Source organism: Emcibacter sp. SYSU 3D8 (assembly GCF_039655875.1).
GTDB lineage: Bacteria > Pseudomonadota > Alphaproteobacteria > SMXS01 > SMXS01 > RI-34.
Genome location: NZ_JBBYXK010000007.1, coordinates 1 through 22990, shown reverse-complemented (window position 1 = coordinate 22990; position 22990 = coordinate 1). Strand labels below are relative to the sequence as shown.

General features: G+C 65.5%; 22 protein-coding genes. 12 read left to right on the top strand and 10 right to left on the bottom strand.

The window, feature by feature from the left end:
* Positions 1-10 precede the first annotated feature (10 nt).
* Genes WJU21_RS18135 through WJU21_RS18125 form a run of 3 tightly spaced genes read left to right on the top strand, consistent with a single transcriptional unit; the run spans position 11 to position 2600 of the window.
* Positions 11-757, top strand: coding sequence for a glucose 1-dehydrogenase (locus WJU21_RS18135; protein ID WP_346324881.1), 747 nt, complete (start codon positions 11-13; stop codon positions 755-757).
* A 23-nt stretch (positions 758-780) separates the two neighbouring features.
* Positions 781-1587, top strand: coding sequence for an alpha/beta hydrolase (locus WJU21_RS18130; protein ID WP_346324880.1), 807 nt, complete (start codon positions 781-783; stop codon positions 1585-1587).
* Positions 1588-1601: 14 nt separating this feature from the next.
* Positions 1602-2600 (top strand): LLM class flavin-dependent oxidoreductase, encoded by a 999-nt coding sequence (locus tag WJU21_RS18125; RefSeq protein WP_346324879.1) that lies wholly within the window; start codon positions 1602-1604, stop codon positions 2598-2600.
* Here WJU21_RS18125 and WJU21_RS18120 read toward each other — a convergent pair.
* The 4 genes from WJU21_RS18120 to WJU21_RS18105 form a co-directional block, all read right to left on the bottom strand.
* Positions 2597-4039, bottom strand: a complete 1443-nt coding sequence (locus WJU21_RS18120) for an MATE family efflux transporter (protein ID WP_346324878.1) — start codon at positions 4037-4039, stop codon at positions 2597-2599. The two genes, WJU21_RS18125 and WJU21_RS18120, sit on opposite strands and share 4 nt — an antisense overlap.
* Positions 4036-5175: a GGDEF domain-containing protein gene (locus WJU21_RS18115; protein WP_346324877.1), complete on the bottom strand. Its 1140-nt coding sequence runs from the start codon at positions 5173-5175 to the stop codon at positions 4036-4038. The genes WJU21_RS18120 and WJU21_RS18115 overlap by 4 nt, the downstream gene beginning before the upstream one ends.
* Before the next feature lie 25 nt (positions 5176-5200).
* A complete protein-coding gene (locus tag WJU21_RS18110) occupies positions 5201-6334 on the bottom strand; it encodes a GGDEF domain-containing protein (RefSeq protein WP_346324876.1) in 1134 nt (377 codons plus the stop codon).
* A 61-nt stretch (positions 6335-6395) separates the two neighbouring features.
* On the bottom strand, positions 6396-7544 hold the full coding sequence (locus WJU21_RS18105; protein ID WP_346324875.1) for a GGDEF domain-containing protein: 1149 nt from the start codon (positions 7542-7544) through the stop codon (positions 6396-6398).
* A gap of 205 nt (positions 7545-7749) precedes the next feature.
* Here WJU21_RS18105 and WJU21_RS18100 point away from each other — a divergent pair, with 205 nt between their 5' ends.
* The 3 genes from WJU21_RS18100 to WJU21_RS18090 all read left to right on the top strand — a co-directional run bounded on the left by WJU21_RS18100 (position 7750) and on the right by WJU21_RS18090 (position 10533).
* Complete coding sequence (locus WJU21_RS18100; RefSeq protein WP_346324874.1) at positions 7750-8391, top strand: phosphatase PAP2 family protein; 642 nt, start codon at positions 7750-7752, stop codon at positions 8389-8391.
* Between the two features lie 84 nt (positions 8392-8475).
* The gene (locus WJU21_RS18095; protein WP_346324873.1) at positions 8476-9312 is read left to right on the top strand and encodes a hypothetical protein; all 837 of its coding nucleotides are present in this window, start codon (positions 8476-8478) and stop codon (positions 9310-9312) included.
* A 72-nt stretch (positions 9313-9384) separates the two neighbouring features.
* Positions 9385-10533, top strand: coding sequence for a patatin-like phospholipase family protein (locus WJU21_RS18090; protein ID WP_346324872.1), 1149 nt, complete (start codon positions 9385-9387; stop codon positions 10531-10533).
* Positions 10534-10536: 3 nt separating this feature from the next.
* Here the strand turns inward: WJU21_RS18090 and WJU21_RS18085 are convergent, their stop codons facing one another.
* Complete coding sequence (locus tag WJU21_RS18085) at positions 10537-11985, bottom strand: protein adenylyltransferase SelO (RefSeq protein WP_346324871.1); 1449 nt, start codon at positions 11983-11985, stop codon at positions 10537-10539.
* 116 nt (positions 11986-12101) lie between these two features.
* Here WJU21_RS18085 and WJU21_RS18080 point away from each other — a divergent pair, with 116 nt between their 5' ends.
* Complete coding sequence (locus WJU21_RS18080; RefSeq protein WP_346324870.1) at positions 12102-12848, top strand: hypothetical protein; 747 nt, start codon at positions 12102-12104, stop codon at positions 12846-12848.
* 128 nt (positions 12849-12976) lie between these two features.
* On the top strand, positions 12977-13312 hold the full coding sequence (locus WJU21_RS18075) for a hypothetical protein (RefSeq protein WP_346324869.1): 336 nt from the start codon (positions 12977-12979) through the stop codon (positions 13310-13312).
* A 4-nt stretch (positions 13313-13316) separates the two neighbouring features.
* Here WJU21_RS18075 and WJU21_RS18070 read toward each other — a convergent pair whose 3' ends face one another.
* The 4 genes from WJU21_RS18070 to WJU21_RS18055 all read right to left on the bottom strand — a co-directional run bounded on the left by WJU21_RS18070 (position 13317) and on the right by WJU21_RS18055 (position 17056).
* Positions 13317-13538, bottom strand: coding sequence for a hypothetical protein (locus tag WJU21_RS18070; protein ID WP_346324868.1), 222 nt, complete (start codon positions 13536-13538; stop codon positions 13317-13319).
* Positions 13539-13600: 62 nt separating this feature from the next.
* The gene (locus tag WJU21_RS18065) at positions 13601-14236 is read right to left on the bottom strand and encodes an endonuclease/exonuclease/phosphatase family protein (protein ID WP_346324867.1); all 636 of its coding nucleotides are present in this window, start codon (positions 14234-14236) and stop codon (positions 13601-13603) included.
* An 89-nt stretch (positions 14237-14325) separates the two neighbouring features.
* On the bottom strand, positions 14326-15768 hold the full coding sequence (locus tag WJU21_RS18060) for a phospholipase D-like domain-containing protein (protein WP_346324866.1): 1443 nt from the start codon (positions 15766-15768) through the stop codon (positions 14326-14328).
* Positions 15769-15856: 88 nt separating this feature from the next.
* Entirely contained in the window at positions 15857-17056 is a 1200-nt protein-coding gene (locus WJU21_RS18055) for a diguanylate cyclase (protein ID WP_346324865.1), read from the bottom strand.
* A gap of 261 nt (positions 17057-17317) precedes the next feature.
* On the opposite strand from WJU21_RS18055, the gene WJU21_RS18050 reads away from it, so the two are divergent.
* Positions 17318-18229: a phytanoyl-CoA dioxygenase family protein gene (locus WJU21_RS18050; RefSeq protein WP_346324864.1), complete on the top strand. Its 912-nt coding sequence runs from the start codon at positions 17318-17320 to the stop codon at positions 18227-18229.
* A 96-nt stretch (positions 18230-18325) separates the two neighbouring features.
* Here WJU21_RS18050 and WJU21_RS18045 read toward each other — a convergent pair whose 3' ends face one another.
* Positions 18326-18502 (bottom strand): hypothetical protein, encoded by a 177-nt coding sequence (locus WJU21_RS18045; protein ID WP_346324863.1) that lies wholly within the window; start codon positions 18500-18502, stop codon positions 18326-18328.
* 157 nt (positions 18503-18659) lie between these two features.
* Between WJU21_RS18045 and WJU21_RS18040 the strand changes: the two genes are divergently transcribed.
* The 3 genes from WJU21_RS18040 (at position 18660) to WJU21_RS18030 (ending at position 22529) form a co-directional block, all read left to right on the top strand.
* A complete protein-coding gene (locus WJU21_RS18040; protein ID WP_346324862.1) occupies positions 18660-20558 on the top strand; it encodes a PQQ-binding-like beta-propeller repeat protein in 1899 nt (632 codons plus the stop codon).
* Positions 20559-20596: 38 nt separating this feature from the next.
* A complete protein-coding gene (locus WJU21_RS18035; RefSeq protein WP_346324861.1) occupies positions 20597-21490 on the top strand; it encodes a hypothetical protein in 894 nt (297 codons plus the stop codon).
* Between the two features lie 91 nt (positions 21491-21581).
* On the top strand, positions 21582-22529 hold the full coding sequence (locus WJU21_RS18030; RefSeq protein WP_346324860.1) for an endonuclease/exonuclease/phosphatase family protein: 948 nt from the start codon (positions 21582-21584) through the stop codon (positions 22527-22529).
* Positions 22530-22990 lie beyond the last annotated feature (461 nt).

Below are 22990 nucleotides of genomic sequence, written 5' to 3'. Positions count from 1 at the left end.
GAACCACGATATGGCACGATTACAGGGGAAGGTGGCGTTGATCTCGGGCGGCGCCAGCGGCATCGGCGCGGCGCATGTCAGGCTGTTCGCCCGGGAAGGGGCGAAAGTCGTCTCGGGCGACATCAACGACGACGCGGGCGGGCAGATCGTCGCCGACGCGAACAAGGCCGGCGGCGAGGCCATGTTCGTTCACCTCGACGTCACCAGCGCGGACAGCTGGAGTGCCGCCGTGGCGGCCGCGACAGCGCGTTTCGGCGGCCTGACCACGCTGGTCAACAATGCCGGCATTTATCATCCCGGCGGCGTGAGCGAGGAAACGGACGCCGGTTGGCAGCGGATGATCGCCATCAACCAGACCGGCGTATGGTACGGCATGCGGGCCGCGCTTCCCGACCTGGTGAAGGCGGGCAACGGGGCGGTGGTGAACATATCGTCGCTGTACGGCATGGTCGGCAGTCCGGGCTCGTTATCCTATCACGCCACCAAGGCCGCGGTTCGGCTGATGTCCAAGTCGGCGGCGCTGGAATATGTCAAGCAGGGGGTGAGGGTGAACACCATCCTGCCGGGTCAGATCCGCACGCCGATCCTGGGCGATCTGACACCGGAGATGGACGCGGCGATCAAGGCGTCGATCCCTATGGGCCGCATGGGCGACCCGGAAGATATCGCCTGGGGCTCGGTCTATCTGTGTTCCGACGAGGCCAAGTACATCACCGGCGCCGAGCTGGTCATCGACGCGGGATGGAGCATTCCCTGACATTCACCCATCAGGAGACGGCCATGGCCTATCTGGAGACCGAGCCGGGACGGCGCATCTACTACGAATATTATCCGGGCGAGGCGCTGCCGGTGGTGCTGATCCACGGCTGGGGCATGAATTGCCGGCTGTGGGACACCGTGCTGCCGCTGCTGACCGGCGCCGGCCACGGGGTGCTGAGCTTCGACCAGCGCGGTTGCGGCAGATCGGACAAGGATTATGCCGATGTCTCGATCAGCAGTGCGGCCTCGGATGTGGTCTCGCTTGCCAATCATTTGCGGCTCGAGCGGCTGGCGGTGAACGGGTGGTCGCTGGGTGGCCCGGTCGCGGTGGCCGCGGCGGTCAGGCTGGGCGCACGCTGCGCCGGAGTGATCTCGACCGCGGGCGCCACGCCGCGCTATGTGCAGGCACCGGACTTTCCCCATGGCGGTGCGCCCGGATCGGTCGCCGAAACCGTCGCCCTGCTGCGGCAGGATCGGGCGAGCTTCCTGCACGGCCTGGCGCATGCCATCTGTGCGCGGCCGGTGAGCGACGCGGTGAAGACCTGGATGTGGTCGGCCTTCATGGAGAACGCGCCGTCGGCGGATACGGCGCTGCTCGATCTTGACACGCTGGACCAGCGCGACCTGCTGCGCGGCCTTGCCGTGCCGCTGCTTTCGGTAGTGGGCGGGCAGGACGTGATCGCGCCGCCCGGCATCGGGCGCGCGGCGGCCGAACTGGCGCCGCTGGGAAGACTGGCGGAATTCCCCGAATGCGGTCACGCGCCCTTCATCGAGGAGACCGCGCGCTATGGCGAGGTGTTGCTCGAATTTCTCGCGGAACTGGGCTGAATGGGGAGGCGGACATGGTGAATTTCGGCCTGTGGTACGACTTCCGCAACCCGGACCCCTGGGCCATGCCATCCGAGCGGTTCCACGCCCAGGCGCTGGAGCAGATCGCGGCAGCCGAGGCGGCCGGCTGGGATTCGGTGTGGCTGACCGAGCATCATTTCATCGATGACGGCTATACGCCGTCGCCGCTGGTGATCGCCGCCGCCATCGGCGCGCGCACCACGCGGATGCGGATCGGCACCAATCTGATGGTGCTGCCGCTGCATGATCCGATACGGATCGCCGAGGACGCGGCGACTTTGTCGCTGCTGACCGGCGGCCGGTTCGACCTGGGTGTGGGCGGCGGCTACCGGCAGGTCGAGTTCAACCAGTTCGGCCGCGACCTGCGGCATCGCCCCAGCCTGATGGAAGAGGCGGTGTCGGTGATCCGCCAGGCATGGTCGGGCGAGACCTTCGAATTCCATGGCAAGCGGTTCGACGTGAACAATCTGCGGGTGACACCCGCGCCCGAGCATGTGCCGAACCTGCTGATGGGGGGCCTGAGCCCACCGGCCATGGCGCGGGCCGCGGCCATCGGCGACGGCTTCCTGTCGACGGGCGGCATCGGCCACGACGTGTATACCGAGGCGCTGAAGACGCAGGGACGGCAGGACGGCGCCATCTATGCAGGCAATTGGGCGATCGTCGCCGACGACCCGGAGCGCGAAGCCGCCAAGGTGGCGCCGCATGTGCTTTACCAGACCAACGCCTATATCGGCTGGGGCGCGTTCGGGCCGCCCGAGACCACGCCGCTGTTTTCCGATGGACGCGCCGCCATCGAGGGCGGGCTGTATGAATTGTGGGATCCGGATACGGCGGTGCGCGAGCTGACCGCCATGCTCAAGGCCTGGCCGCAGATCAGGGACGTGCACTTCTGGGCCAAATTCCCGGGCGAGAGCTTCGAGAGCGGCTGGGCGCGGGTGGAGTTGCTGATGAACCGGGTGTTGCCAAAGGTCAAGGCCGCGCTGGCCTAGTGCCGGCGTTCCTCGACAGCCGCCGCTTCATTCACGGCGACGATGGCCTGCTCGTCATCGGTGAGACGGACGTAGCGCCAGTCGCCTTTCCAGTACCAGATCAGTGTGATGGTGGTGATCGCCACGTTGGCGATGGGAAAGGCCCACCAGATGCCTTCGGCGCCCAGCGAGGTGTGCTTGGACAGCATGTAGGCGACCGGGAACATCAGCACCCATTGCGAGACCAGGCCGATGATCATGGTCGCCATCATGTTGCCGGCGGCGCGCAGCACACCCACCAGGCAGAACTGCAGGCCGACGAAGCCCCAGATCAGGCATTGGATACGCACGAACCTCGAGCCGTCCTGGATGACGCCGGGATCGCCGGGAATGAACACGCGGATGATGTCGGGCGCGAATATGAAGGCGACGATTCCAAGGAGGGTGAGCGCGCCGAAGCCCAGTGTGGCGCCGGTACGGGCGATTTGGGCGGCCCGCTGCGGATTGTGGGCGCCGATGTTCTGGCCCACCAGCACCGAGATAGCCATTGCAAGACCCATGGCCGGAATGATCACCACCTGGAAGATGGTGGTGCCGACGCCGTAGGCGGCGATGGTGCGGGTGCCGAAACTGGCGACCAGAAACGACAACATGATCACACCCGCGGCCCGGGTCGACATTTCGATCGATGAGGGGAAACCAAGCAGGAAGGCCCGCTTCATGTAGGTCATGTCGGGCTTGAAGTCGGACCACGACACATGAATGCCGTAGCGTCCACCGAACAGCACCAGCAGGGCGATGGTGGCGGCGACACCCTGGGTGAACAGGCCCGACATGGCCGCGCCCGTCACGCCGTGTCCGGGAATGGGACCCCATCCGAATATCAGCAGCGGGCTGAGGAAGCCGTTGAGCACGACGGTGCCGAGGATCACATACATGGGCAGCTTGGCTTCGCCGACGCCGCGCATCACCGCCTGGAACACGGCAAAGCTGAAGCCGAAGATCAGGCTGATGAAGGCGAAACGCATATAGCTGAGCGCGCCGGGAAAGACGTCGTCGGCGATGCCCATGGCCCGCAGGTAGATCGGCGCCACCGAATAGCCGATCATGCCCAGCATCAGCGAGATGCACGCCACCAGCAGCATGGTCTGCGCCGCGACCCGGTTGACCATGGCCTGGTTTCGGGCGCCGACATACTGGGCGATAAACGTCGAACCGGCGATCGAGAAGCCGGCGCCCAGCGCAAACATCAGGAACGTCATCGGGAAGGTGATGTTGACGGCGGCCACTGCGGCGGCGCCGAGCCGGCCCACCCAGAACGCGTCGAGCAGCTGATAGGCAGACTGCAGCATGTTGCCCGCGACGATCGGCACGGCGAGGGTCAGCAACGCCTTGAGAATAGGGCCCTCATAGGCTGAGTCCGTGCGCTGGCTGAGCAGCCGCGTATCGGGCGCATTCATGCGACGATCGCCTGACCGCGGCCTGCCGCCTTGGCGGCATAGAGCGCCTCGTCGGCGCTGTGGAGCATGGCATCCCAATTGGTGTCGGCTCCGCCGGCGGCGATGCCGATACTGATGCTCAGCGGCCGGCCGGCGCCGCCGGGCCACGCAATGCCTGTAACGGCCTGGAGCATTTGTTCGCCAAGACGCCGTGCCTCTTCAATGTCGGTGCCGGGGCAGATGATGCAGAATTCTTCGCCGCCCTGGCGACCGATGACGTCGGTCCGCCTGCAATTGGCCGCCAGCGTTCCGGCCACCAGCCGCAGCACGTCATCGCCAGCCTCGTGCCCCAGCGTGTCGTTGACGGATTTGAAGTGATCGACGTCGATCAACAGCAGCGAGACGCCGTGGTCGCGGTCGCTTGCCGAGAGCGCGGCGCGGCCGGCGTTACCCAGGGCGCGGCGGTTGAACAATTGAGTCAGGTCATCATGGGTCGCCAGATAATCTTTCTCGGCAACCGTGCGCTGGAGGTAGATCAGCAGCGTTCCGACGGACGCCAGGATGCTGCAGGTCAACGGCACCAGATAGAGCAGCGTGACGCTGACTGGGTGATTGCTGAGCGGCGACACCGGGATATCCGCGATCAGAAAGTAGACTGCCCGCGCGATGATGGCGATGGGGCTGACGGTATAGGAAATCGCGACCATGGCCCGCCCGACCGTCAAAGGCGTGCCGTCGCCGCGCCAGGCTTCGCGGGCAACCAGCACAAGGCCCAGCAGCACCGAGAACGCGAATGCCAGCAGCCGGGGCGGCTGGGCGCTGGTCGTCAGGAAAAGCACGCCGATGATCAGCGCATTGGCGCCAATGATCCACCAGCCGGCGACGGACGCCGTACGTCCGAAGAACAGCCTGAGGCCCCACCACCAGCAGACGCCGCTCGCTATGACCAGGCAACTCGCGAACCACATGCCCAGCGGGTCGGACGCGGCGCCATAAAGCGGCGTGGTCGAGCCGATACCCATCAGAATCGAGGAAACCGCCCAATAGGCCGTGCATTTGTCGCGCCGCGCCGTCATGTACATGCCGAGCATGAACAGCGCGATCGTAACCCTGGTGATGCCTATAGCCGCGCTTGCGGTAACGGCCTGAAGTTCCATACATGCTCCCACGCGCGCCGGAACTCTAGCCGTATGCCTGAGGCTTGGAAAGCGCGGCGGCGACAGCGACCCGGTCGCGGCCAGCATCCTTTGCTGCGTAGAGGGCCTGGTCGGCGAGGCGCAACAGCGTCTCCCACCGGTCATGATTCACCGCGGTTGCGACGCCGACGCTGATGCTGATGCCCGCGCCATGGCCCGGGTGAGGAATGATGGCGCGGACGTTGCCCAGCAGGCGTTCGCCCAGGCGCGTTGCATCTTCCTCATCGGTGTCGGGGCAGACGATGCAGAATTCCTCGCCGCCCTGGCGTCCAATCAGGTCGGTGCGGCGGCAGCCTGCGGTCAGCGCCTCGGCGACGGCGCAAAGCGTCCGGTCGCCAACCGCGTGACCCAGCGTGTCGTTCACGTCCTTGAAGTGGTCGATGTCGATCAGCAGCAGGGACAGCGGGTGGCCTGTGTCACGAGCCGTTTCCAGCGCACGCCGTCCCTGGTTGGCGAGGGCGCGGCGATTGCGCAGCCGCGTCAGATCGTCGTGGGTCGCCAGATATTCCTTCTGCTCGATGGTGCGTTCGAAATACATCAGCAGCACCCCCACCGCGCCCAGCAGCACGCACACCATGGGCGCGAAGTAGAGCAGAGCCACATTGACCGAATTGTCGGTCATCGGCCGCACCGGCATGTCGAGCACAAGGAAGTATGCCGCCCGGGCAAGCAGCGCCGCCATGGCCGTCAGGTATGACAGAACCACGATCTTCCGACCGATATTGAGCGGCGTGCCGTCGCCGCGCAGGGTCTCGCGCACCACCAGCACGACGACGACGAGGGCACCCAGAACAAAGTTGTAGATTCGCGGACCGGCTGCGTCGGTCACGGCAAAGATCAGGGCGCACGCGACCGAGTTGGCCGTGATGATCCACCACCCCAGCGCAGGCACAGATCTGCCGAAGAACACTCGTAGCCCCCACCACCAGCAGATGCCGCCGGCGATGACCAGGGTAACGGCGAGCCAGATGCCGACGGAGGCGAGCACGGTTCCCGCGAGCGGAAAGGACGACATGGCGCCCACGGCCAGGAGCACGGCGGCGATCGCCCAGTAGCGCGTGCTGGTTTCGCGGCGGGCGGTCAGATACATGCCGCTCATGAACAGGGCGATGGTAAACATCGTCAATCCTGTCGCCGCGCTCGCAGTCACGGCCTGAAGCGGCATCCGTATTTCTCCCCGGCTAGGCGGCGACCGCCCGGTTGCGGCCGGTGTCCTTGGCGATGTAGAGCGCACGGTCGGCTTCCAGCAAAAGTGCGTCCCAGGCCTGTTCGCCGGACGCTGTCGCGATGCCGATGCTGATGCTGAAGCCACGTGGGAAGCCGGCCGGCGGCGTCAGTGCCTCTACGGCGAGCAGCAGACGCTCGCCGAGCCGCATGGCTTCTTCGGCCGACGTATCGGGGCAGATGACGCAGAATTCCTCGCCACCATGCCGGCCGACGATATCCGAGCGACGGCAGGTTTCGGACAGGGCGGCCGCGATGGCGAACAGCGCGCGATCGCCGGCTTCGTGACCCAGCGTGTCGTTGACGGCCTTGAAGTGGTCGATATCGATCAGCAGCATGGAAATCGGCTTGTCCTGCCGGATGGCGGCGGCAAGCGCCTGTTCGCCCAGCACGGTGAAGGCGCGGCGGTTGTAGAGCCGGGTCAGTTCGTCGTGGTTTGCCAGATGGTCCTTCTCGTCGATGGTGCGCTCGAAATACATCAGCAGCGTACCTACCGAACTGAGCAGGCCGCCAGCCATGGGCAACAGGTAGAGCATCAGGACATTGAAGGTGGTGTCGGTCAGCGGCGTCATGCGAACGCCGGTGCCCAGCAGGATCGCGGCCCGGGCGACGATCGGCGCCAGGGTGATGATGAACGCGAACACCACCAGACGGCGAGCGACCGTCAGCGGCTCACCGCTACCCCGCCAGACTTCGATGACGATCAACGTGACGGCAACGGCGACCCCGACCGCAAATGTGATTACACGCAGCTGGGTTTCAGAGGTGAGGGCGAATACGGCGGAGAAAATCACGGCATGTCCGGCGATGAGCCACCAGCCGATGCGCTTTGGCGCGCGGCCGAAAAACACCCGCATCCCCCACCACATCCAGACCAGGCCCGCGACGATCGCGGTCGTCCCGACGGCCATGGAAGTCAGGCGGAAGCTTGTCCCGATGAACGGAAAGGGAGCGATGACACCGATGGCAATGAGCGCGCTGGCGATCGCCCAGTATCGGGTGCACGCATCGCGACGGGCCGCCACATAAAGGCCGGCCATGAACAGCGCCACCGCGGTCTGCGTGACGGCGAATGCCACGCTACCGGTGAGGGCCTGAAATTCCAACTGGCCTCCCCCCAATTAATTCAGCCTAGAATAACTTGTACCGTGGACCACGTCACGTAACCAGCGACGTGACGCCCATCGCGTGCCCGGTGTCATGGCGTTATGGTCGGATCTGGCGCCGCCACAGTCACCGGAGGGTCTCTCGCCAATACATATTTCCAACCTCGCGCGCAGGCTGCTGCCAGGCGATCGCGCTGAACTGGCCGTGTTGGCGGCGATCTTCCTCGCTGCCGCGTCGGCCCTGTCCTTCGGGTTGCTGGTCTCCGAGATGGTCGAGGGTGAAACGCGGGCGTTCGACAAGACGGTGCTGCTGGCATTCCGCGATCCGGCAAATCTTGCCGAACCCATCGGGCCGGACTGGCTTGCCAGCGCGGTTCGCGACGTGACCAGCCTGGGCAGCACCACCATGCTGACGCTGATCGTAATGGCCTCGGCGGGATACCTGCTGCTTGACGGCAAGCGGGCCTCGACAGTGCTTTTGCTGATCTCGGTGATCGGTGGGTCGGTGCTGAGCAAGGTGATGAAGATCGCGTTCGGACGCGAGCGGCCGGATATCGTGCCGCACCTGATGACCGAAACGTCGCTGAGTTTTCCCAGCGGTCATGCCATGAACTCGGCGATCTTGTACCTGACCCTTGGCGCGTTGCTGGCGCGGGCGCAGAACGGTCGCAGGCAACAGGCCTACATGTTCGGCGTGGCGGCGCTTGTCGCAGTCGTCGTGGGCCTGAGCCGGGTCTATCTGGGCGTACACTGGCCCACCGATGTGCTGGCAGGATGGAGCGTGGGGGCGGCCTGGGCCATGGGCTGCATGGCGGCGGCGATCTGGTTCGAGCGCCGGAACGGCTGAGCGCCTGCCGGAACCTTGCACCTCCTCACGGGTTGACCTGGGATCACCGGCTTGGGGTCTTCAGTGCAACGGAAAGGAATGATCATGGGTGGTAATCGTGAGCAGGACCGGCCGACATCGAGCCGTGACACCCATCCGGGCGGCGAGCGCCGTCCCTGGGAAGGATATTCGCGGCAAAACCGCCAGTCGCCGGATTATGGCAGTGCCGGCGGGCAATACACCAGCAGGGTCGGACCCGATCAGGACCCCTATACGGAGGATGAGGGCGCCTATGCGGGCGCCCGGAGCCGGTCGTTCGGCGGCCAGGGCAATTACAATCAGGGCGTTCAGCGCGACTGGGAACGTGACGGGCGCGGCTCGGGCGGCGGCTATGGACAGGTTGGCGGGCGACGGGAACGGGCCGCGGACGAAGGCGGCTACAGCCGCGCCAGCCGACACGGCGACCAACCAGCCTACGGTCAGGGCGGCTTCGGCGAGGAACACGATTGGGGCCGCGAGCAGGGCGATCACGGTCAGTATGGCGAAAGCCGGCGCGGCCGTGAAAGCGCTGCGTCGGACATGAGCCAGTACGCCTACGGCGCCGGTAGCCAGAATTATGGCCAGACAGTCTCGGGAGACGAAGGGCGGCGCGGGCAGGATCACTCGCACCGCTTTGACCCGGATTACCAGGAGTGGCGTCAGGCCCAGGCCAGCAAATACGACGCGGACTACAGGCTCTGGCGCGAAAATCAGCTGAGGCAGTACGACGAGGACTATTCCAAGTGGCGCAAGGAGCGCCATGACAAATTCAGCGCCGATTTCACCGATTGGCGGACGAAGCGGCAATCGTCGCCCGGCGGCGCCGGCCAGACCGGGCAGAAATCGTCGGAGGACGCAGCGGGCGCCGCCTCACCAGATCGCGGCAAAGACCCCACGACTTAGCCGGCACTGCCGGCCGGCCCCAGCCTCGATCCAAACTGGCGTAGCGGGGCCGACCGGCGGTATACAGGCGATATGACGGAACCCGGCGGTCAGACCAGGAGCAGAACCGGCCTGTTGCTGGCTGGCGGCGGGGCACGCGGCGCCTATCAGGTCGGTGTGCTGAAAGCCATCGCGGAACTGTGGGGCAACGAAACAAACCCGTTTCCGGTCATTTGCGGCGTATCGGTGGGTTCGATCAATGCGGTCTATATCGCCAGCATGGCCGAGCGATTTGGCGTCGGCGTTGCTGAGCTGGAGCGCATGTGGCGGGATCTGCGCACCGAACAGGTTTACCGGACGGATGTGGCGACAGTGACGACCACGGCGTTGCACTGGCTGTCAACGCTGACCGTCGGCGGCTTCGGCAAGGGCAACCCGCTCTCCTTGCTCCGTAACGGGCCGCTTGGCGACCTGATCCGGCGGAATATCGATTTTGAGAGTGTCAATCGCTGCCTGACGACGGGGGTGCTCGATGCCCTGGCGATTACCGCCTCGAGCTATGCCAGCGGACGGGCCATGACCTTTTTCCAGGCGCCGGCCGGATTGCCCGACTGGCAGCGGGCGCGGCGCGACGGCGTGCACTGCGAAATCACCGCCGAGCATATCCTCGCCTCGGCGGCATTGCCGGTGATCTTTCCCCCGCAGAAGGTGGATGGAGAATATTTCGGCGACGGATCGTTGCGGCTGACCGCGCCGCTCAGCCCGGCGATCCATTTGGGCGCCGAACGCATATTGGTGGTCGGTACGCGGGACCGGCGGGTCGAGCAGGAACAGGTGCAAGCGCGGCGCCAACGGCTGCCGACGCTGGGCGACATCGCCGGCCATATGATGGACCTGCTGTTCAACGACAACCTGAACGAGGATGTGGAGCGGCTGCGGCGGATCAATCACACCTTGTCGCTGCTGGCGCCAGGCAAGGCGTCGGAAAGCCCGCTGCGACCCGTCGAAGTGCTGATCGTTCAGCCGTCGCAGGACATCGGCGACATCGCGCGTCGTCACGCCATGGAAATCCCCTGGACCATTCGCGGGCTGCTGCGCGGTGCCGGTGCCTGGGGCGCCGGCTGGCGGGTGCCCAGCTACCTGCTGTTCGAGCCGGGCTTTTGCGGCGAATTGATCGATCTGGGATATCAGGATGCAATGATGCGCAAGGGGGAGATCGCCAATTTTCTCGGCGTCCCCTAGCGATCAGTATTGTGGGATGAAACCTTGGCCTCCTGGCTCGAAAAGCGGCGCAAGGGCGGCACCCTGATCCCGTATATCAGCGATCTTGCGGTGGAGCATGAACCAGTCATCGTTTTCTGCGATGGGCGCCCAGGTGGCTTCCATCTCATCGATCAGGATGGTGCAGGGAGCAGATCCGCCAAAATAGGGATGCGCCAGGGCGGCGGCAGCGGAAGATGAAGGCTGGCCGGCGCGCAGCCTGGGCATGATGCCGGACCAGTGCTCGCCCGCATAGGCGTCGCGGTGCGGACTGGCGGCGATGCGTTCCGGCATCGCGCCACCGACCAGGTCGAAGAAGGCGCGCTCGTAGGGCAGCTGGCTCTTGCTCAGCGCCTCGTAGAAGTCTTGCACCAGTTCACGTGCGCCGGCGCCGGGCACGAGGCCCAGCTTGGCGTGGGTGCGGGCCTCGAGCCGGCTCCAGAACGCCGGCTGGAAGGCTTCCAGTCCCTTGACCAGTTCGGCCTGGGTCGAGAGATCAAGCAGGCAGCCGGCGAGGCGTTCGCAATTCCAGAACAGCGCCGGCGCCTGCCGTCCGAAGGCATAGAGACCGGAATGGTCGAAATAGGCGGCAGTGAAGGCCGGATCCAGCGTGGGCAGGAAGCGCCACGGGCCGTAATCGAAGCTCTCGCCGGTGATGGTGGTGTTGTCGGTGTTGAGCACGCCATGGACGAAGCCGGCGACCCACCAATCGGCCCCCATGCGGGCGATGGCCTCGACGGCCAGCGTGAAGAACGCGGCGACGGGATCGGGCGCGTCGGCAGCCTGGGACCAGTAGTGCTCGATGCAGTAATCGACGAGCCGCTTGATGTCGGCCTGCTGCTCCAGCGCCGCGAGACGCTGGAAGGTGCCGATGCGGACATGGCTATGGCTGAGGCGCACCATCACCGCCGAGCGCGTCGGCGACGGCTCGTCATGGCGGACCAGGTCCTCGCCGGTCTCGATCAGGCTGAAGGTCTTCGAGGTGTAGACACCCTGCGCCTCGAGCATCTCGGTGGCGAGAATCTCGCGCACGCCGCCCTTCAGGGTGAGGCGGCCGTCGGCGGTGCGCGACCAGGGCGTCCTGCCCGAACCCTTGGTGCCGAGGTCCAGCAGGCGGCCATCGGCCGCGTCACGCATCTGGGCGAAGAGGAAGCCGCGGCCGTCGCCCAGGTCGGGGTTGTAGCTGCGGAACTGGTGGCCGTGATAGCGCAGGGCCAGGGGTTGGGCGATGTTGCCGGGCAGCGGCTCGAACCGGGCGAAGTGACGGACCCATTCCTCGTCGGTCAGGGTATCCAGCCCTACCCTTGCGGCCCAGCGGTCGTTCCGGAACCGGAGGGTCGCCTCGGGGAAATCGGCGGGGGCGACCACGTCGTAGAATTCGCCGCCCAGGGACGGATGGCGCGGGTCGGGTCGGTAGGCTTTCGAGACCGGCACGGCGGCTCCTTCAGTTGGCAGCCCTGTGTGGCGGACGAACAGCCATGATGTCAACGGCATGTCTTGTCTGCGACCGGAGGAAATTCTAGGCTCGCCACCGGGGCTGGGGGTGAGTCATGGGCAGATATTCGGGCATAAAGGGCAAGCTGCGCTGGGCGCGGGATCTGGCGGTCATGGACCGGGTCGAGATCACCCTGTACGGCGATGCGGCCGCGTGGGCCATGTATGAGGATGTCACGGCGCGGCACCCGAAGCTGAAGCTTGTCTCGATCGGATCTTTTGGTCCCTCGCTGGTGCGGCTGACCGGATGGAACGGCTCTTACCTGCAGGGCGGCGCCTTTGCCGATGCCCGGCGCAAGGCGCGGCGGGCCGAGAACGGTGGATACGTCGTGCGGCCGATCCGCGCCAATGCGTACCGCGAGGAAATCCTGGCGATCAATCGCTCGACCCCCAGGCGGCAGGGCCAGGCGATGAAGCCCGAATCCCAGACACACGAGGGCATCGCCGAGTCCCTGGGCGACCGGCAGGGCAACGGCGTGTTCGATCGGGAAGGCCGGCTTCGCGGCTATATCCTCTGGATCGACGCGGGCGAGCTGATCATGCTGCGCGGCCTGATGGGCCACGCGGACTCGCTGCGAGACGGCATCATGTACCTGCTGTTCGCCGAGACCATCCGGCAGGCCATCGAGGCTGCCGAGCAGGGGAGCGATGCAAGATTCATGCAATATACGCTGCATCACAGGCAGGGAGACGGGATGCGGCGGTTCAAGCACGAACTCGGGTTCCAGCCCTATCTGGTGGCATGGCGCTGGCGCGGCGAACGGCGCTCCAGGATGACGGGATCCATGCCGTCTGCAGCGTGACGCTGTGCCGCCGGAAGGCGGCGGCGAAACGAAAAGTTCACGCAAACGTCCCTCGTAGGCAGCCCAGCGAGGCCTATATCCCTTAAGCGAGGCACCGATCAGTCCAACCGGCAGAGGGAGCCGTGGATATGGCGACGCTCTATCATCTCACGGCGCGCAAGAATCTGCGCCGCATTCTCAGTGAAGGCTTCCGTAACAGCGCGACGGGTCACCGCTCACGGTCCGGCAATCCTGGCGTGCGGTTTTCGACCTGGCCATTGATCACCCAGCTCGACCACTCGGTTGCCGCGGTCGAAATCGAGGTGATGTTGAGCGAGCAAGAGCTGCGCGACTTCGAGTGGACCGGGCGCGGCGACGGCCGGCGCGAATTCCTGATCCCGGCCGACCGCGTCAACGATCACTGCCTGCTTCACGTGATCAGCGAGGGCGAGGCCCGCACACTCGCGGACCGCGCCTCGTTCTGACCCATCAGGGCGCCGCGACCCGGGCGTCGTCAGCCTTGCCCGGCGATGGCGGTGCAGCCGTGGCGTTGGTACCTTCCTGCGGCGCGGTGCCCGTGATGGGGGCATGTTTCGGCGGGGCGGGTGTGCCGGTGCGGCGCGTGGCGGGACCGGCATCGGACCGTTTCTTCGACGACAAGCCAATGGCGACGGCAATACCGGTGAGCGCAGCGATCAGTCCCAGCTTCATGTGACTTCCCCATGGTTGATAAAGGTATGGGGAGTGAACCGTTGCAGCCGCCCAATAGTTCCCTATTCAGCGGCGGCGATCGCCACGTGATGATCGGCCTGCAGCTTGAGCACGATGGGGTGATGATCCGACGAGCCCCGTTCGAGGATGGAACCTTGCAAGCAGCGAACGCCGCGCGCCAGGCATCGGTCGAGGCGCAGCGGTATCATGGTGCCGCACATATGCGTCCGCCCACGCGGTCCGATATCGCGAAATCCGGGAAGCATGGTCGGCCCGACGGCGTTGTAATCGCCAATCACCGCGGCAGGACCATGGAGCGCGCTGGCAAGTCGCTTGAGCTGCCAGCGGTTGAGCCACTGACCGTGCGACAGGTGGACGTTGGCAAAGGTAATCTCGCCGACGTGAAGCAATTGGGCGACGCGCGGCGGCAGCCGGCCCGGCATGCGCGACACGGGTAACGTCAGCGCCTCGCGCGGTGTCACGTCGTGGGGGCTCCAGGCGGCCAGCCCGTAGAGACGTGATGGCATGGGCTCGTGAAACAGGGTGCCGCCAATCATGCCGGGCAGATTTTCCACATCCTGAAAAGCTTCCTGCAGCAGCACCAAATCGGGCTTCTGCTCCTCGATCAGCTCGGCGATGTGCTTCACTGTCGCGCCTCCCTCGTCGAGGCGGAGCAGATTCCAGCTGATAACCTTCACGTCGGATTCCTTAAGGCGGGGTCTTTCATCATGTTAATGGCAAATGGGGGGCGAAGTTCCCGCCCGCAAGTCAATCCTCGCCGGCTCGCTCACAGATAGGGCAGCATAAGCCGTGTGGCGGCGTCGCGTAACCGGACCGGCAGACTGCGTCCGGCCAGTTCCCCGGCTGTGAGCGTCCTGGCCCTGGCGATCTTGCCGTCGATCAGCCGGTCGATGGCCGCCGCCGTCTCCTCGCCATAGCATTCCACGTTGAATTCGAAGTTGAGGCGAAGGCTGCGCACGTCCCAGTTGGCGCTGCCCAGCAGGCTCCACGCGCCATCGACGGTGCTCAGTTTGGAATGGTCGAAGGGCAGCGGCGTCATGTGGCAGACGATGCCGACCTGCAGGAATTCCTCCAGATGCGACCGCATGGCCCAGTCGACCACAGGATGGTCGGACTGGTCCGGTATGATCAGTTCCACACGGACGCCGCGGAGCGCGGCCAGCAGAAGCGCCGACGCAAGCCGCTGGTCGGGCAGGAAATAGGGCGAGACGATGCGGATGCGGTGCTTGGCCTCGCACACCGCCACGGCCATGACCGATTCCAGTTCGCCCAGGCGGTCGTCGGGACCGGAGCTGACCCCGCGCGCCATGACGGTACCGGCGGACGGCACATCCGGCCACCACATGGGATCGTCGAGCACCTCCTTGCGGGTAAAAAACCAGTCCTCGGCGAAGGTCAGCATGAGTTGCCCGACCACCGGACCGGCAATGCGGAAGTGTACGTCCCTGACCTGCCGCCGTCGGTGCAGGATGCGGGTGTTCTCGGTGGCGAGGTTGAGGCCGCCGGTGAACCCCAGCACGCCGTCGATCACCAGGACTTTCTTGTGCGAGCGCATGTTGAGGAACGGCATGCGCCAGGGCAGTACGTAGTGCATGAACCGGGCGACGGGGATGCCCGCAGCCCGCAGCCGTCTGCGGGCCGGCGACAAGAGATATCCGCCGCCGATCCCGTCGACAATCGCACGGATCTCGACGCCGCGCGCCTTGGCCCGGGCGAGCGCGTCGATGAATGCCGTGCCCACCTCGTCGGCGCGAAAGATGTACGACATCACGGCAATGCATGTCCGGGCATTGTCGATGGCGTGCAGCATTTCCGGATAGGCCTGGTCGCCGTTCTCGAGAAGATCGACGCGGTTTCCGGGGAGCAGGGGCAGCTCGGTTACCCGGGCGGCGACCGCCGCGATGGTGGCGATCTGCTCGGGCAGTTGCTCGCCGACCATGTCCCGCTCGGCCGAGCCCGGATCCGGCCTGCCCCCCCGGCCGTGCGGCGAGTGCCGGGGCGTGGGCATGGGAAGCCGCAGGGCGCGGCGGGTGACCCGGTTGATGCCGAAGGCGAAGTACAGGAACGGGCCTATCACGGGCGACAGCCAGGCAATGCCGATCCAGCCGATCGCGGCGCGTACGTCCCGATTGTGCAGCAGCACATGCGCGGTGACGAACAGCGACGCAATGACATGGGCCGTCAGCAGATAGGCGTTCAAGGATATCACGGCAGTCCTCTACCGGGGCCGACCAGCGGCGAACGTGACTCTACGGTATAGATTCCGTTGCATAGCGTCGATCCGGCCGCGACCGCGTTCAGGCTTTCATGCTCTTGCCTGGCGAGGCCAGGGAGTCGGCTGTGTCGCAGGTGTGCGCCGTTCGCCGCGCACCGACATTGTGGGTATAGAATTCAACCCGGTTGCGGCCATTCTGCTTGGCCAGGTAGACCGCGGCGTCGGCGTGGTTCAGCAGATCGGAAATCGTATCGGTTGCGCCGGCGAGCACCACGCCGATGCTGGCGGTGAACGGCGGCGAATCCTTGGCCTTGTCTTCCTCGAATGCCCGGCGCAGCTTCTCGGCGACAATCCGCGCGGCATGGCGGTCGACGCCCGGGAGCACGATGGCAAACTCCTCGCCCCCCATGCGTCCGATCAGGTCGCTGCGCCGCACGGTGTGGCGGACGATCTCGGCAAATCGGCGAAGCGCGGCGTCTCCGGCCCGATGCCCCAACGTGTCGTTGATGCGCTTGAAATTGTCGAGGTCGAGGGCCAGCACGGCCGTGGGAGACGTGCCCCGGCGCGCCATCAGGAGCATCTGCTGCGCGATCTCGAGAAAGTAGCGGCGATTGTGCAGGCCGGTCAGGCCGTCCCTGGTGGCGAGTTCGGTGAGGCTCGAAATGTAGCCGCCCAGGCGCAGGACCAGGGGCCGGAAAATCAGGATCGCTTCGGCCGCCAGTATCGCGAACAGAACCGCCAGGATGATACGCTGGCTCCATTGCAGCCAGGTGATCCGGCTGTTGGCATGGGACTCGAACAGCGACACAGCCATATCGAGCCGGGGCAGCAGGGTTTCCCGGGCCGAACGTTGTACAGAACGAAGCGCCGCAGACCGGTCGTGGTCGCCGTCCGAACTGGCGATGATCCGCGCCTGGGCGAGGAAATGGCGCACCGCCGGATCGAGGGGCCGGTCACCCTGGAAATAGAAGGCGTAAGCCTCCGGCGACAGCGGATCGACGATGCGCAGGTCGCCGCCGTGGATCAGGGCGTTCTGGGACCGTTCCATGAGATTGATCGCCCGGGTCAGCGGCGCCCGGGCCGAGCTGTCGCCCGCGGCGAGATTGTCGGCCAGCAGCGCGACGCGCTGGGACAGCATGCGCTGGCGCCCGGCGATGTTGATGACCGTGGCCGAATCCCGCTGATCGGAAATGACATTGTCGAGCATGGCATGGGAAATGGCGAACAGCAGGGCGATGGACGAGAGCGCCACCAGGTAGCCGATCGTGAAACGACGCGCCACGCGCCGCTCCGCATCGCCTTTGACGCGCCGGTCGTAACTGATCATGTCGCTATAGTGCCGACAATGGTCTTCATGGGCGCCCGCCCCCGCAGGCCAGCTTTGACAATAAGGGGCGCATCCTGTCGCATTTGGATGTTCCGATGGAGTCAAAAATGCGCAGATGTCTCGTGTTGCCAGCGCGAAATGGCGCATTGACCGGCCCGGAGTCCTCGGCAACCATTGGCACTGACAGGCGGATTCTCGAAAGCGGGGAGGTTTGCGATGGCCGATGTCACGACGCGGGAATATACCGATCCCGTCAGGGTCGGCGCTGAAAACCCGGGCTGGGCCGACTGGCGCGCGCTGATCACGCCGCAGATTCGCGAGCAATACAAGCGCGATGGCGTCGTGTTCCTGCGCCAGGCGTTGCACCCAGAATGGCTGCTGCTGATCGAGATGGGTCTGCAGCGGGTGCTGGGAACCGGCGCCCAGTTCAAGCACAAGTTCTTCCAGGGCGAGTCGGGCGAATTCACCGAAACCGTCAGGAATTTCGAGCACAGCTTCGAACTGCAGCGGCTTATGTACGATTCACCCATCGCCGACATGATGTCGCTGCTGCTGGGATCGGAGCGTATCTGGTATTATTCGGACGAGTTCTTCATCAAGGAAGGCAAAGGCAACCGCACGCCCTGGCACCAGGATATGTCGTACTGGCCGCTGGAGGGCGAGCAGATCGCCTCCATGTGGATCAGCCTGGATCCGCTGCCCAGGGAATTGTGCCTGGAAATGATCCCGGGCAGCCATCGCACCACCCGATATGACGGCTTCAGCCCCAAGGACGTCTCGGTCGATCCGACCGCGCCGTATTACGGCGAGGAACTGCCGCCGTTGCCGAACATCGAGGCCGAGCGTGACAAGTGGAACATCGTGTCGTTCGATATCGAGCCTGGCGACGTGATCCTGCTGCATCCGGGCGTGCTGCATGGCGGCGGCTGGACGCCCGAGGGCGGCCGGCGCCGGGCAATCACCATCCGCTGCTATGGCGAGGATATCGTCTATGCTAGGCGGCCGGCCTCCCGGCCGACGGTGCCGCTCACGCCCGGCCTGTCGCAACTCCTCAAGCCGGGCGATCCGCTACGCTCGCCCTGGTATCCGCAGCTTCGCCCGGTGCCGGAGAATCAGCGGACGCGGTGATCAAGCGAAGAAGTGCCGCCTGGCCCTATTCGCCCCCAGGTCGGGGAGGGACGGTGAGGTTTGCGGCGCGGCTTCGGCGCGAACCTGCAGCAGCGCCTAGCGGCGAGGTTCCTTGATGCCGGGCGTTTGGGGCGGGACCCTGACGACCGGCATGGCGATCTTCAGGCTGAGCATGATCGCGCCGAGAACCAGGAACACGCCGCCCAAGGGTGAACCAGCGGCAATCAGCGCAAATCCCGTGGAAAAAAGGGCAATGATGGGCAGCAGGGGCATCTTCGGGTTCCGGTGCGAGGGGCGGTCATGCGGTAAACTCGGCACTACGGGGATAGTTCCGGGCGTCCTTGAAGCATCGGGCAACGGCACATAATCTGACGGGGCGGGTGCCAGCCGGATCGGGGAGAAACGGCGGCCCGGAAAAGGGGAGGCTCCAATGACCCGTATCGTCGCCGCCGGGCTCTTGCTCGGCATGTTGGGATTGTCCGGCGCGGTGCACGCCGCGGGTCCCATCAAGATGGAAACCAGGGAAGAGACCAAGCGGACCATGGGGCAGAGCACCACCGGAGACGACCATCCGGGTGCGGCGCTGTTCGCGCAAAGCTGTGCGGCTTGCCATGAGACCGGCTCCACGACCCGCGCGCCTCATGTCTCTCAGCTGCGCATGCTGTCCTATGAGGCCGTGCTGGGAAGCCAGGAGACTGGCGTGATGAAGGCGCAGTCGGCCCATCTGACCAGCGCGCAGCACCGGGAGATCGCCGATTACCTGACCGGCGGCCCGATGGTTGTGGACCCTAAGCTCCCGGCAAGATGCACCGGCGACGCCGCTCGGTTCGACTATGATCAGCCGCCATTCACGTCGGGCTGGGGCATCACCCGCGACAACAAGCGGTTCATTCCGGGCGATGTGGCGAGGCTGTCGAAGGCCGATCTGAAAAACCTGACCTTGAAATGGTCGTTCGCCTATCCCGGGGCAAATCGGGCGCGATCCCAGCCCAGCTTCGCAGGCGGTGCGCTGATGGTCGGCAGCCAGAACGGCACGGTCTATGCGTTCGATGCGGCCAGCGGCTGTCTGCGCTGGACGTTCCGGGCGGGTGCGGAAGTCCGCACCGGCATCACCATTCCGGGCTGGAAGCCGGGCGAGACGCCGGCCCGGCCGCTTGGCTATTTCACGGACCTGATGGCGCGGGTCTATGCCGTCGATCTGGTGACGGGCAAGCAGGTGTGGGTTGCCAGGGTCGATGATCATCCCAACGCCGTCGGTACCGCACAGCCGTCCTATCATGATGGCACCGTGTTTCAGCCGGTGTCGTCGCTGGAAGTAGTGCCGGCGTCCGAGCCGACCTATGAGTGCTGCACGTTCCGCGGGTCGGTGGTGGCGCTCGACGCGGCGACCGGCCAGCAGAAGTGGAAGACCTATACGATCGAGGAAGAACTGGTGAAAACCGGCGTCAATTCGGCGGGCGCCACCAATTGGGGGCCGTCCGGCGCGCCGATCTGGAACAGTCCGACAATCGATCCCAGGCGCAACCGCATCTATGCCGGCACCGGCGAGAACTATTCGTCACCGGCCCAGGGCAGCAGCGACGCCATCATGGCCTTCGACATGACCACAGGCGAGATCGCCTGGATCCGACAGACGGTTTCAGGCGACGCCTGGAACGTGGCTTGCCAGCCTAACATCCCGGACAAAGCCAATTGTCCCAAGGAGAAGGGACCGGACGTGGACTTTGCCGCGCCGCCCATGCTGGTGAGCGACGGCGCGCGCGACATCCTCGTCGCCGGCCAAAAGAATGGCGCGGCTTACGGAATCGATCCGGACACGGGCGCGCTGATCTGGACAAACCAGGTAGGCCGCGGCGGCAACCAGGGCGGCATCCATTTCGGTCTCGCCGCCGACGGGACGACCGTGTTCGTGCCCATGTCCGACTGGGACGACAGCATGCTGGACCCGAACGAAGCGCGGCCTGGCCTGAACGCGGTTGACGCCTTCACCGGCAAGAAGGCGTGGTACACGCCGGCGGACGACGTCTGCGGCGGCCGCGAGTTTTGTGCGCCGGGAATTGCCGCCGCGATCACGGCTATTCCCGACATGGTGGTCGCCGGTCACCGCGACGGGCGGCTGCGCATCTATGACGCGGCGACCGGCGCCGTGCTGTGGGAATACAACACCGACCGGACCTTCAAGACACCGACCGGTGCGGTGGCCGAAGGTGGCTCCATGGGCGGCGGCAGCGGTCCCATGGTGGTCGACGGCCACATCTACGTGAACTCCGGTTATGGCATCTATTACGGGATGCCGGGCAATGCCCTGCTGGTGTTCGGGCCAAAATAGCGCGGCCGGCACCGGATCATCGCGGGTTGTTCAAGCGGATGAGCAAAGACCACCACGGCACATTCCGGGGCATCGCGGCAGATCATTGGCGCGGTGACCTGGGGCTGACCCGGCTGCTGTGGCGTCCGGCGGCACTATTCCTGCTGGTCACGGCGGTCTGCGTGGTGCTGGTTGTCTGGAGCCCATCGGCCATCGCGCCGGTGCCGTCCTTCTTCCTGGCGTTGGCGGCATGGGGGTTGATGCTCGCCCTCTCGGCGTGGCTGTGCATGGGTGTGTTCCGGGCGGGCCTGGGGCATGGCAGGCGGGGAGGCGCGCCTCTTCTGGGATATGCCGTGGCCGCCGCGGCCGCGCTGGCGATGGTGATCCTGGCGGCAATGGGACCGGGATTGGCCAAGACTGATCTGGGCCGCGCCATCGAGCGTGTGCAGGTAAATATGCCCATCACCACGCCAATCCGGTCGATCAATGGCGGCACCGAACTGGTGTTCGACGGCACAATCGAACACGGCGCGGCCAATGCGCTGCGCCAGGCCGCGGCACAATCGCCCCATGTGAAGCGCATCCGGCTGGGCGGCATGGGCGGCGAACTGCGGGAGGCGCGCTGGATGCGCGACTTTATCGCCAGCAAGGGGTGGGACACCCATGCGGCGGGCGAGTGCTGGTCGGGGTGCGTCATTGCCTATCTGGGAGGGGCGCGGCGCACCCTGGATCCGGCTGCGCGGATGGGCTTCCATTCGGCCAGCGTCTGGCCGTTCGGGACAGAGGAAGGGGAGGCGGCAATCAACGACAGCATCGCCCGGGAGATGATCGATCGCGGTGTCGATCCGGTATTCGCCCGTCGGGCCTGGCGAAAAAGCCCCGATGGCATGTGGTTTCCGTCCCATGACGCCTTGATCCGCACCGGACTGGTACACGCCATCGCACAGCCCTGACGGTTGGAAACGGGCGAATCGACATTGGCCGGCGGGAGGCGGACAATGGAACGGGCTTCGGGGGCGGCGCGATTGTGGGGGAGGGCATCCCATGAATTATGACGGCGTGACCGACGAGATCGCCAAGGGCCTGATCGAGCTGAAGAAGCGAATCGCCAAGGCGAAGATTCCATCCTCGAAGATCGACGAGACGCTTAACATCGCCACCTGGAACGTGCGCGAGTTCGGCAAGAAGCCGCGGACCCGTGCGGCGCTGTTCTACATCGCCGAAATCCTCAGCCAGTTCGACCTGATCGGACTGGTCGAGTTGCGCGATAATCTGGCCGACCTGCGCAAGGTCATCGACATACTGGGCCCGGAATGGCGGGCGGTCTATTCGGATGCGATGATGGATGCGGGCGGCAACCGCGAACGCGTCGCCTATCTGTTCGACCGGCGCGCGGTGACGTTCAACGGTCTGGCCGCCGAGGCGCAGCCGCCGCGCATCAAGCAGGGAAGCGAGTATCTGTCGAAGATTTCGTGGTGGCGGAGCCCGTATATGGGCTCGTTCAGCTCGGGCAATTTCGACTTTGTCTGTCTGACCACGCATATCCGCTGGGGCGACACGACGGCCAACCGCCGGATCGAACTGGACGCGCTGGCCCAATGGGTCGCCGACAAGGCAGCGGAACCGACGGCGGAGGACAAGGATATCATCGTCATGGGCGACTTCAACATTCCCAGCGAACGGAGCGACCTGTTCAGGGCGATCACGTCAAAGGGACTGATGGTGCCCGACAAGCTGCTGAAGGCCGACCTGGGCAGCAACCTGGAGAAGAACAAGCGCTACGACCAGATCCTGCACCGGCCGATCTATGACGACAGTTTCTGCAATGCCGGCGGCGTGGTGGACTTTTACCAGGGCGACTACCAGGCGCTGTTTCCCCGGGTGAAAAGCAAGCAGGCGTTCACCTATCAGATGTCGGACCACCTGCCGCTGTGGATGCAGATCAACACCGACACCGACGTGCAGCAGCTGGAGCAGCTGATCAGAGGGTAAACCCCGTCAAAACGGCACTTTTGCGTCATCGGCCAATCAATTATCCTGCTGGCATTTGCCGGGTGCTGACCATGGATAACGGCGAGCCGATTTTCACGATGCCCGATGACCCAGGGGCTCCAGGCAGCGCACCTGCACGTTCGCGGCTTGCGAGCAGCTATGTCGGACGCCATTGGCGCGGCGAACTCAGTCTTCCCGTGTCGTACTGGGTCAACATCGCTGTTGTCAGCGGCGTGCTCACAATTCTGTCCATGATGATCCAGGGGAGCCAAACCTCGTGGGCAACCAGCGCATCGGTGACGGTCCTGGCCATCGTCGGCATATGGATCGTCGTCGTCGCGACCGTCGTCTGGCAGGTGGTCGGGGCGGGGGGGGGGGGGGGGGGGGGGGGGGGGGGGGGGGGGGGGGGGGGGGGGGGGGGGGGGGGGGGGGGGGGGGGGGGGGGGGGGGGGGGGGGGGGG

Bases quoted from the DNA above. Each gene is read 5' to 3' on its own strand.
- WJU21_RS18050 (WP_346324864.1), top strand. From the start codon at position 17,318: ATGGCCGATGTCACGACGCGGGAATATACCGATCCCGTCAGGGTCGGC.
- WJU21_RS18095 (WP_346324873.1), top strand. From the start codon at position 8,476: ATGGGTGGTAATCGTGAGCAGGACCGGCCGACATCGAGCCGTGACACC.
- WJU21_RS18130 (WP_346324880.1), top strand. From the start codon at position 781: ATGGCCTATCTGGAGACCGAGCCGGGACGGCGCATCTACTACGAATAT.
- WJU21_RS18070 (WP_346324868.1), bottom strand. From the start codon at position 13,538: ATGAAGCTGGGACTGATCGCTGCGCTCACCGGTATTGCCGTCGCCATT.
- WJU21_RS18080 (WP_346324870.1), top strand. From the start codon at position 12,102: ATGGGCAGATATTCGGGCATAAAGGGCAAGCTGCGCTGGGCGCGGGAT.
- WJU21_RS18040 (WP_346324862.1), top strand. From the start codon at position 18,660: ATGACCCGTATCGTCGCCGCCGGGCTCTTGCTCGGCATGTTGGGATTG.
- WJU21_RS18125 (WP_346324879.1), top strand. From the start codon at position 1,602: ATGGTGAATTTCGGCCTGTGGTACGACTTCCGCAACCCGGACCCCTGG.
- WJU21_RS18075 (WP_346324869.1), top strand. From the start codon at position 12,977: ATGGCGACGCTCTATCATCTCACGGCGCGCAAGAATCTGCGCCGCATT.
- WJU21_RS18110 (WP_346324876.1), bottom strand. From the start codon at position 6,334: ATGTTTACCATCGCCCTGTTCATGAGCGGCATGTATCTGACCGCCCGC.
- WJU21_RS18120 (WP_346324878.1), bottom strand. From the start codon at position 4,039: ATGAATGCGCCCGATACGCGGCTGCTCAGCCAGCGCACGGACTCAGCC.
- WJU21_RS18090 (WP_346324872.1), top strand. From the start codon at position 9,385: ATGACGGAACCCGGCGGTCAGACCAGGAGCAGAACCGGCCTGTTGCTG.
- WJU21_RS18035 (WP_346324861.1), top strand. From the start codon at position 20,597: ATGAGCAAAGACCACCACGGCACATTCCGGGGCATCGCGGCAGATCAT.
- WJU21_RS18115 (WP_346324877.1), bottom strand. From the start codon at position 5,175: ATGGAACTTCAGGCCGTTACCGCAAGCGCGGCTATAGGCATCACCAGG.
- WJU21_RS18135 (WP_346324881.1), top strand. From the start codon at position 11: ATGGCACGATTACAGGGGAAGGTGGCGTTGATCTCGGGCGGCGCCAGC.
- WJU21_RS18030 (WP_346324860.1), top strand. From the start codon at position 21,582: ATGAATTATGACGGCGTGACCGACGAGATCGCCAAGGGCCTGATCGAG.
- WJU21_RS18045 (WP_346324863.1), bottom strand. From the start codon at position 18,502: ATGCCCCTGCTGCCCATCATTGCCCTTTTTTCCACGGGATTTGCGCTG.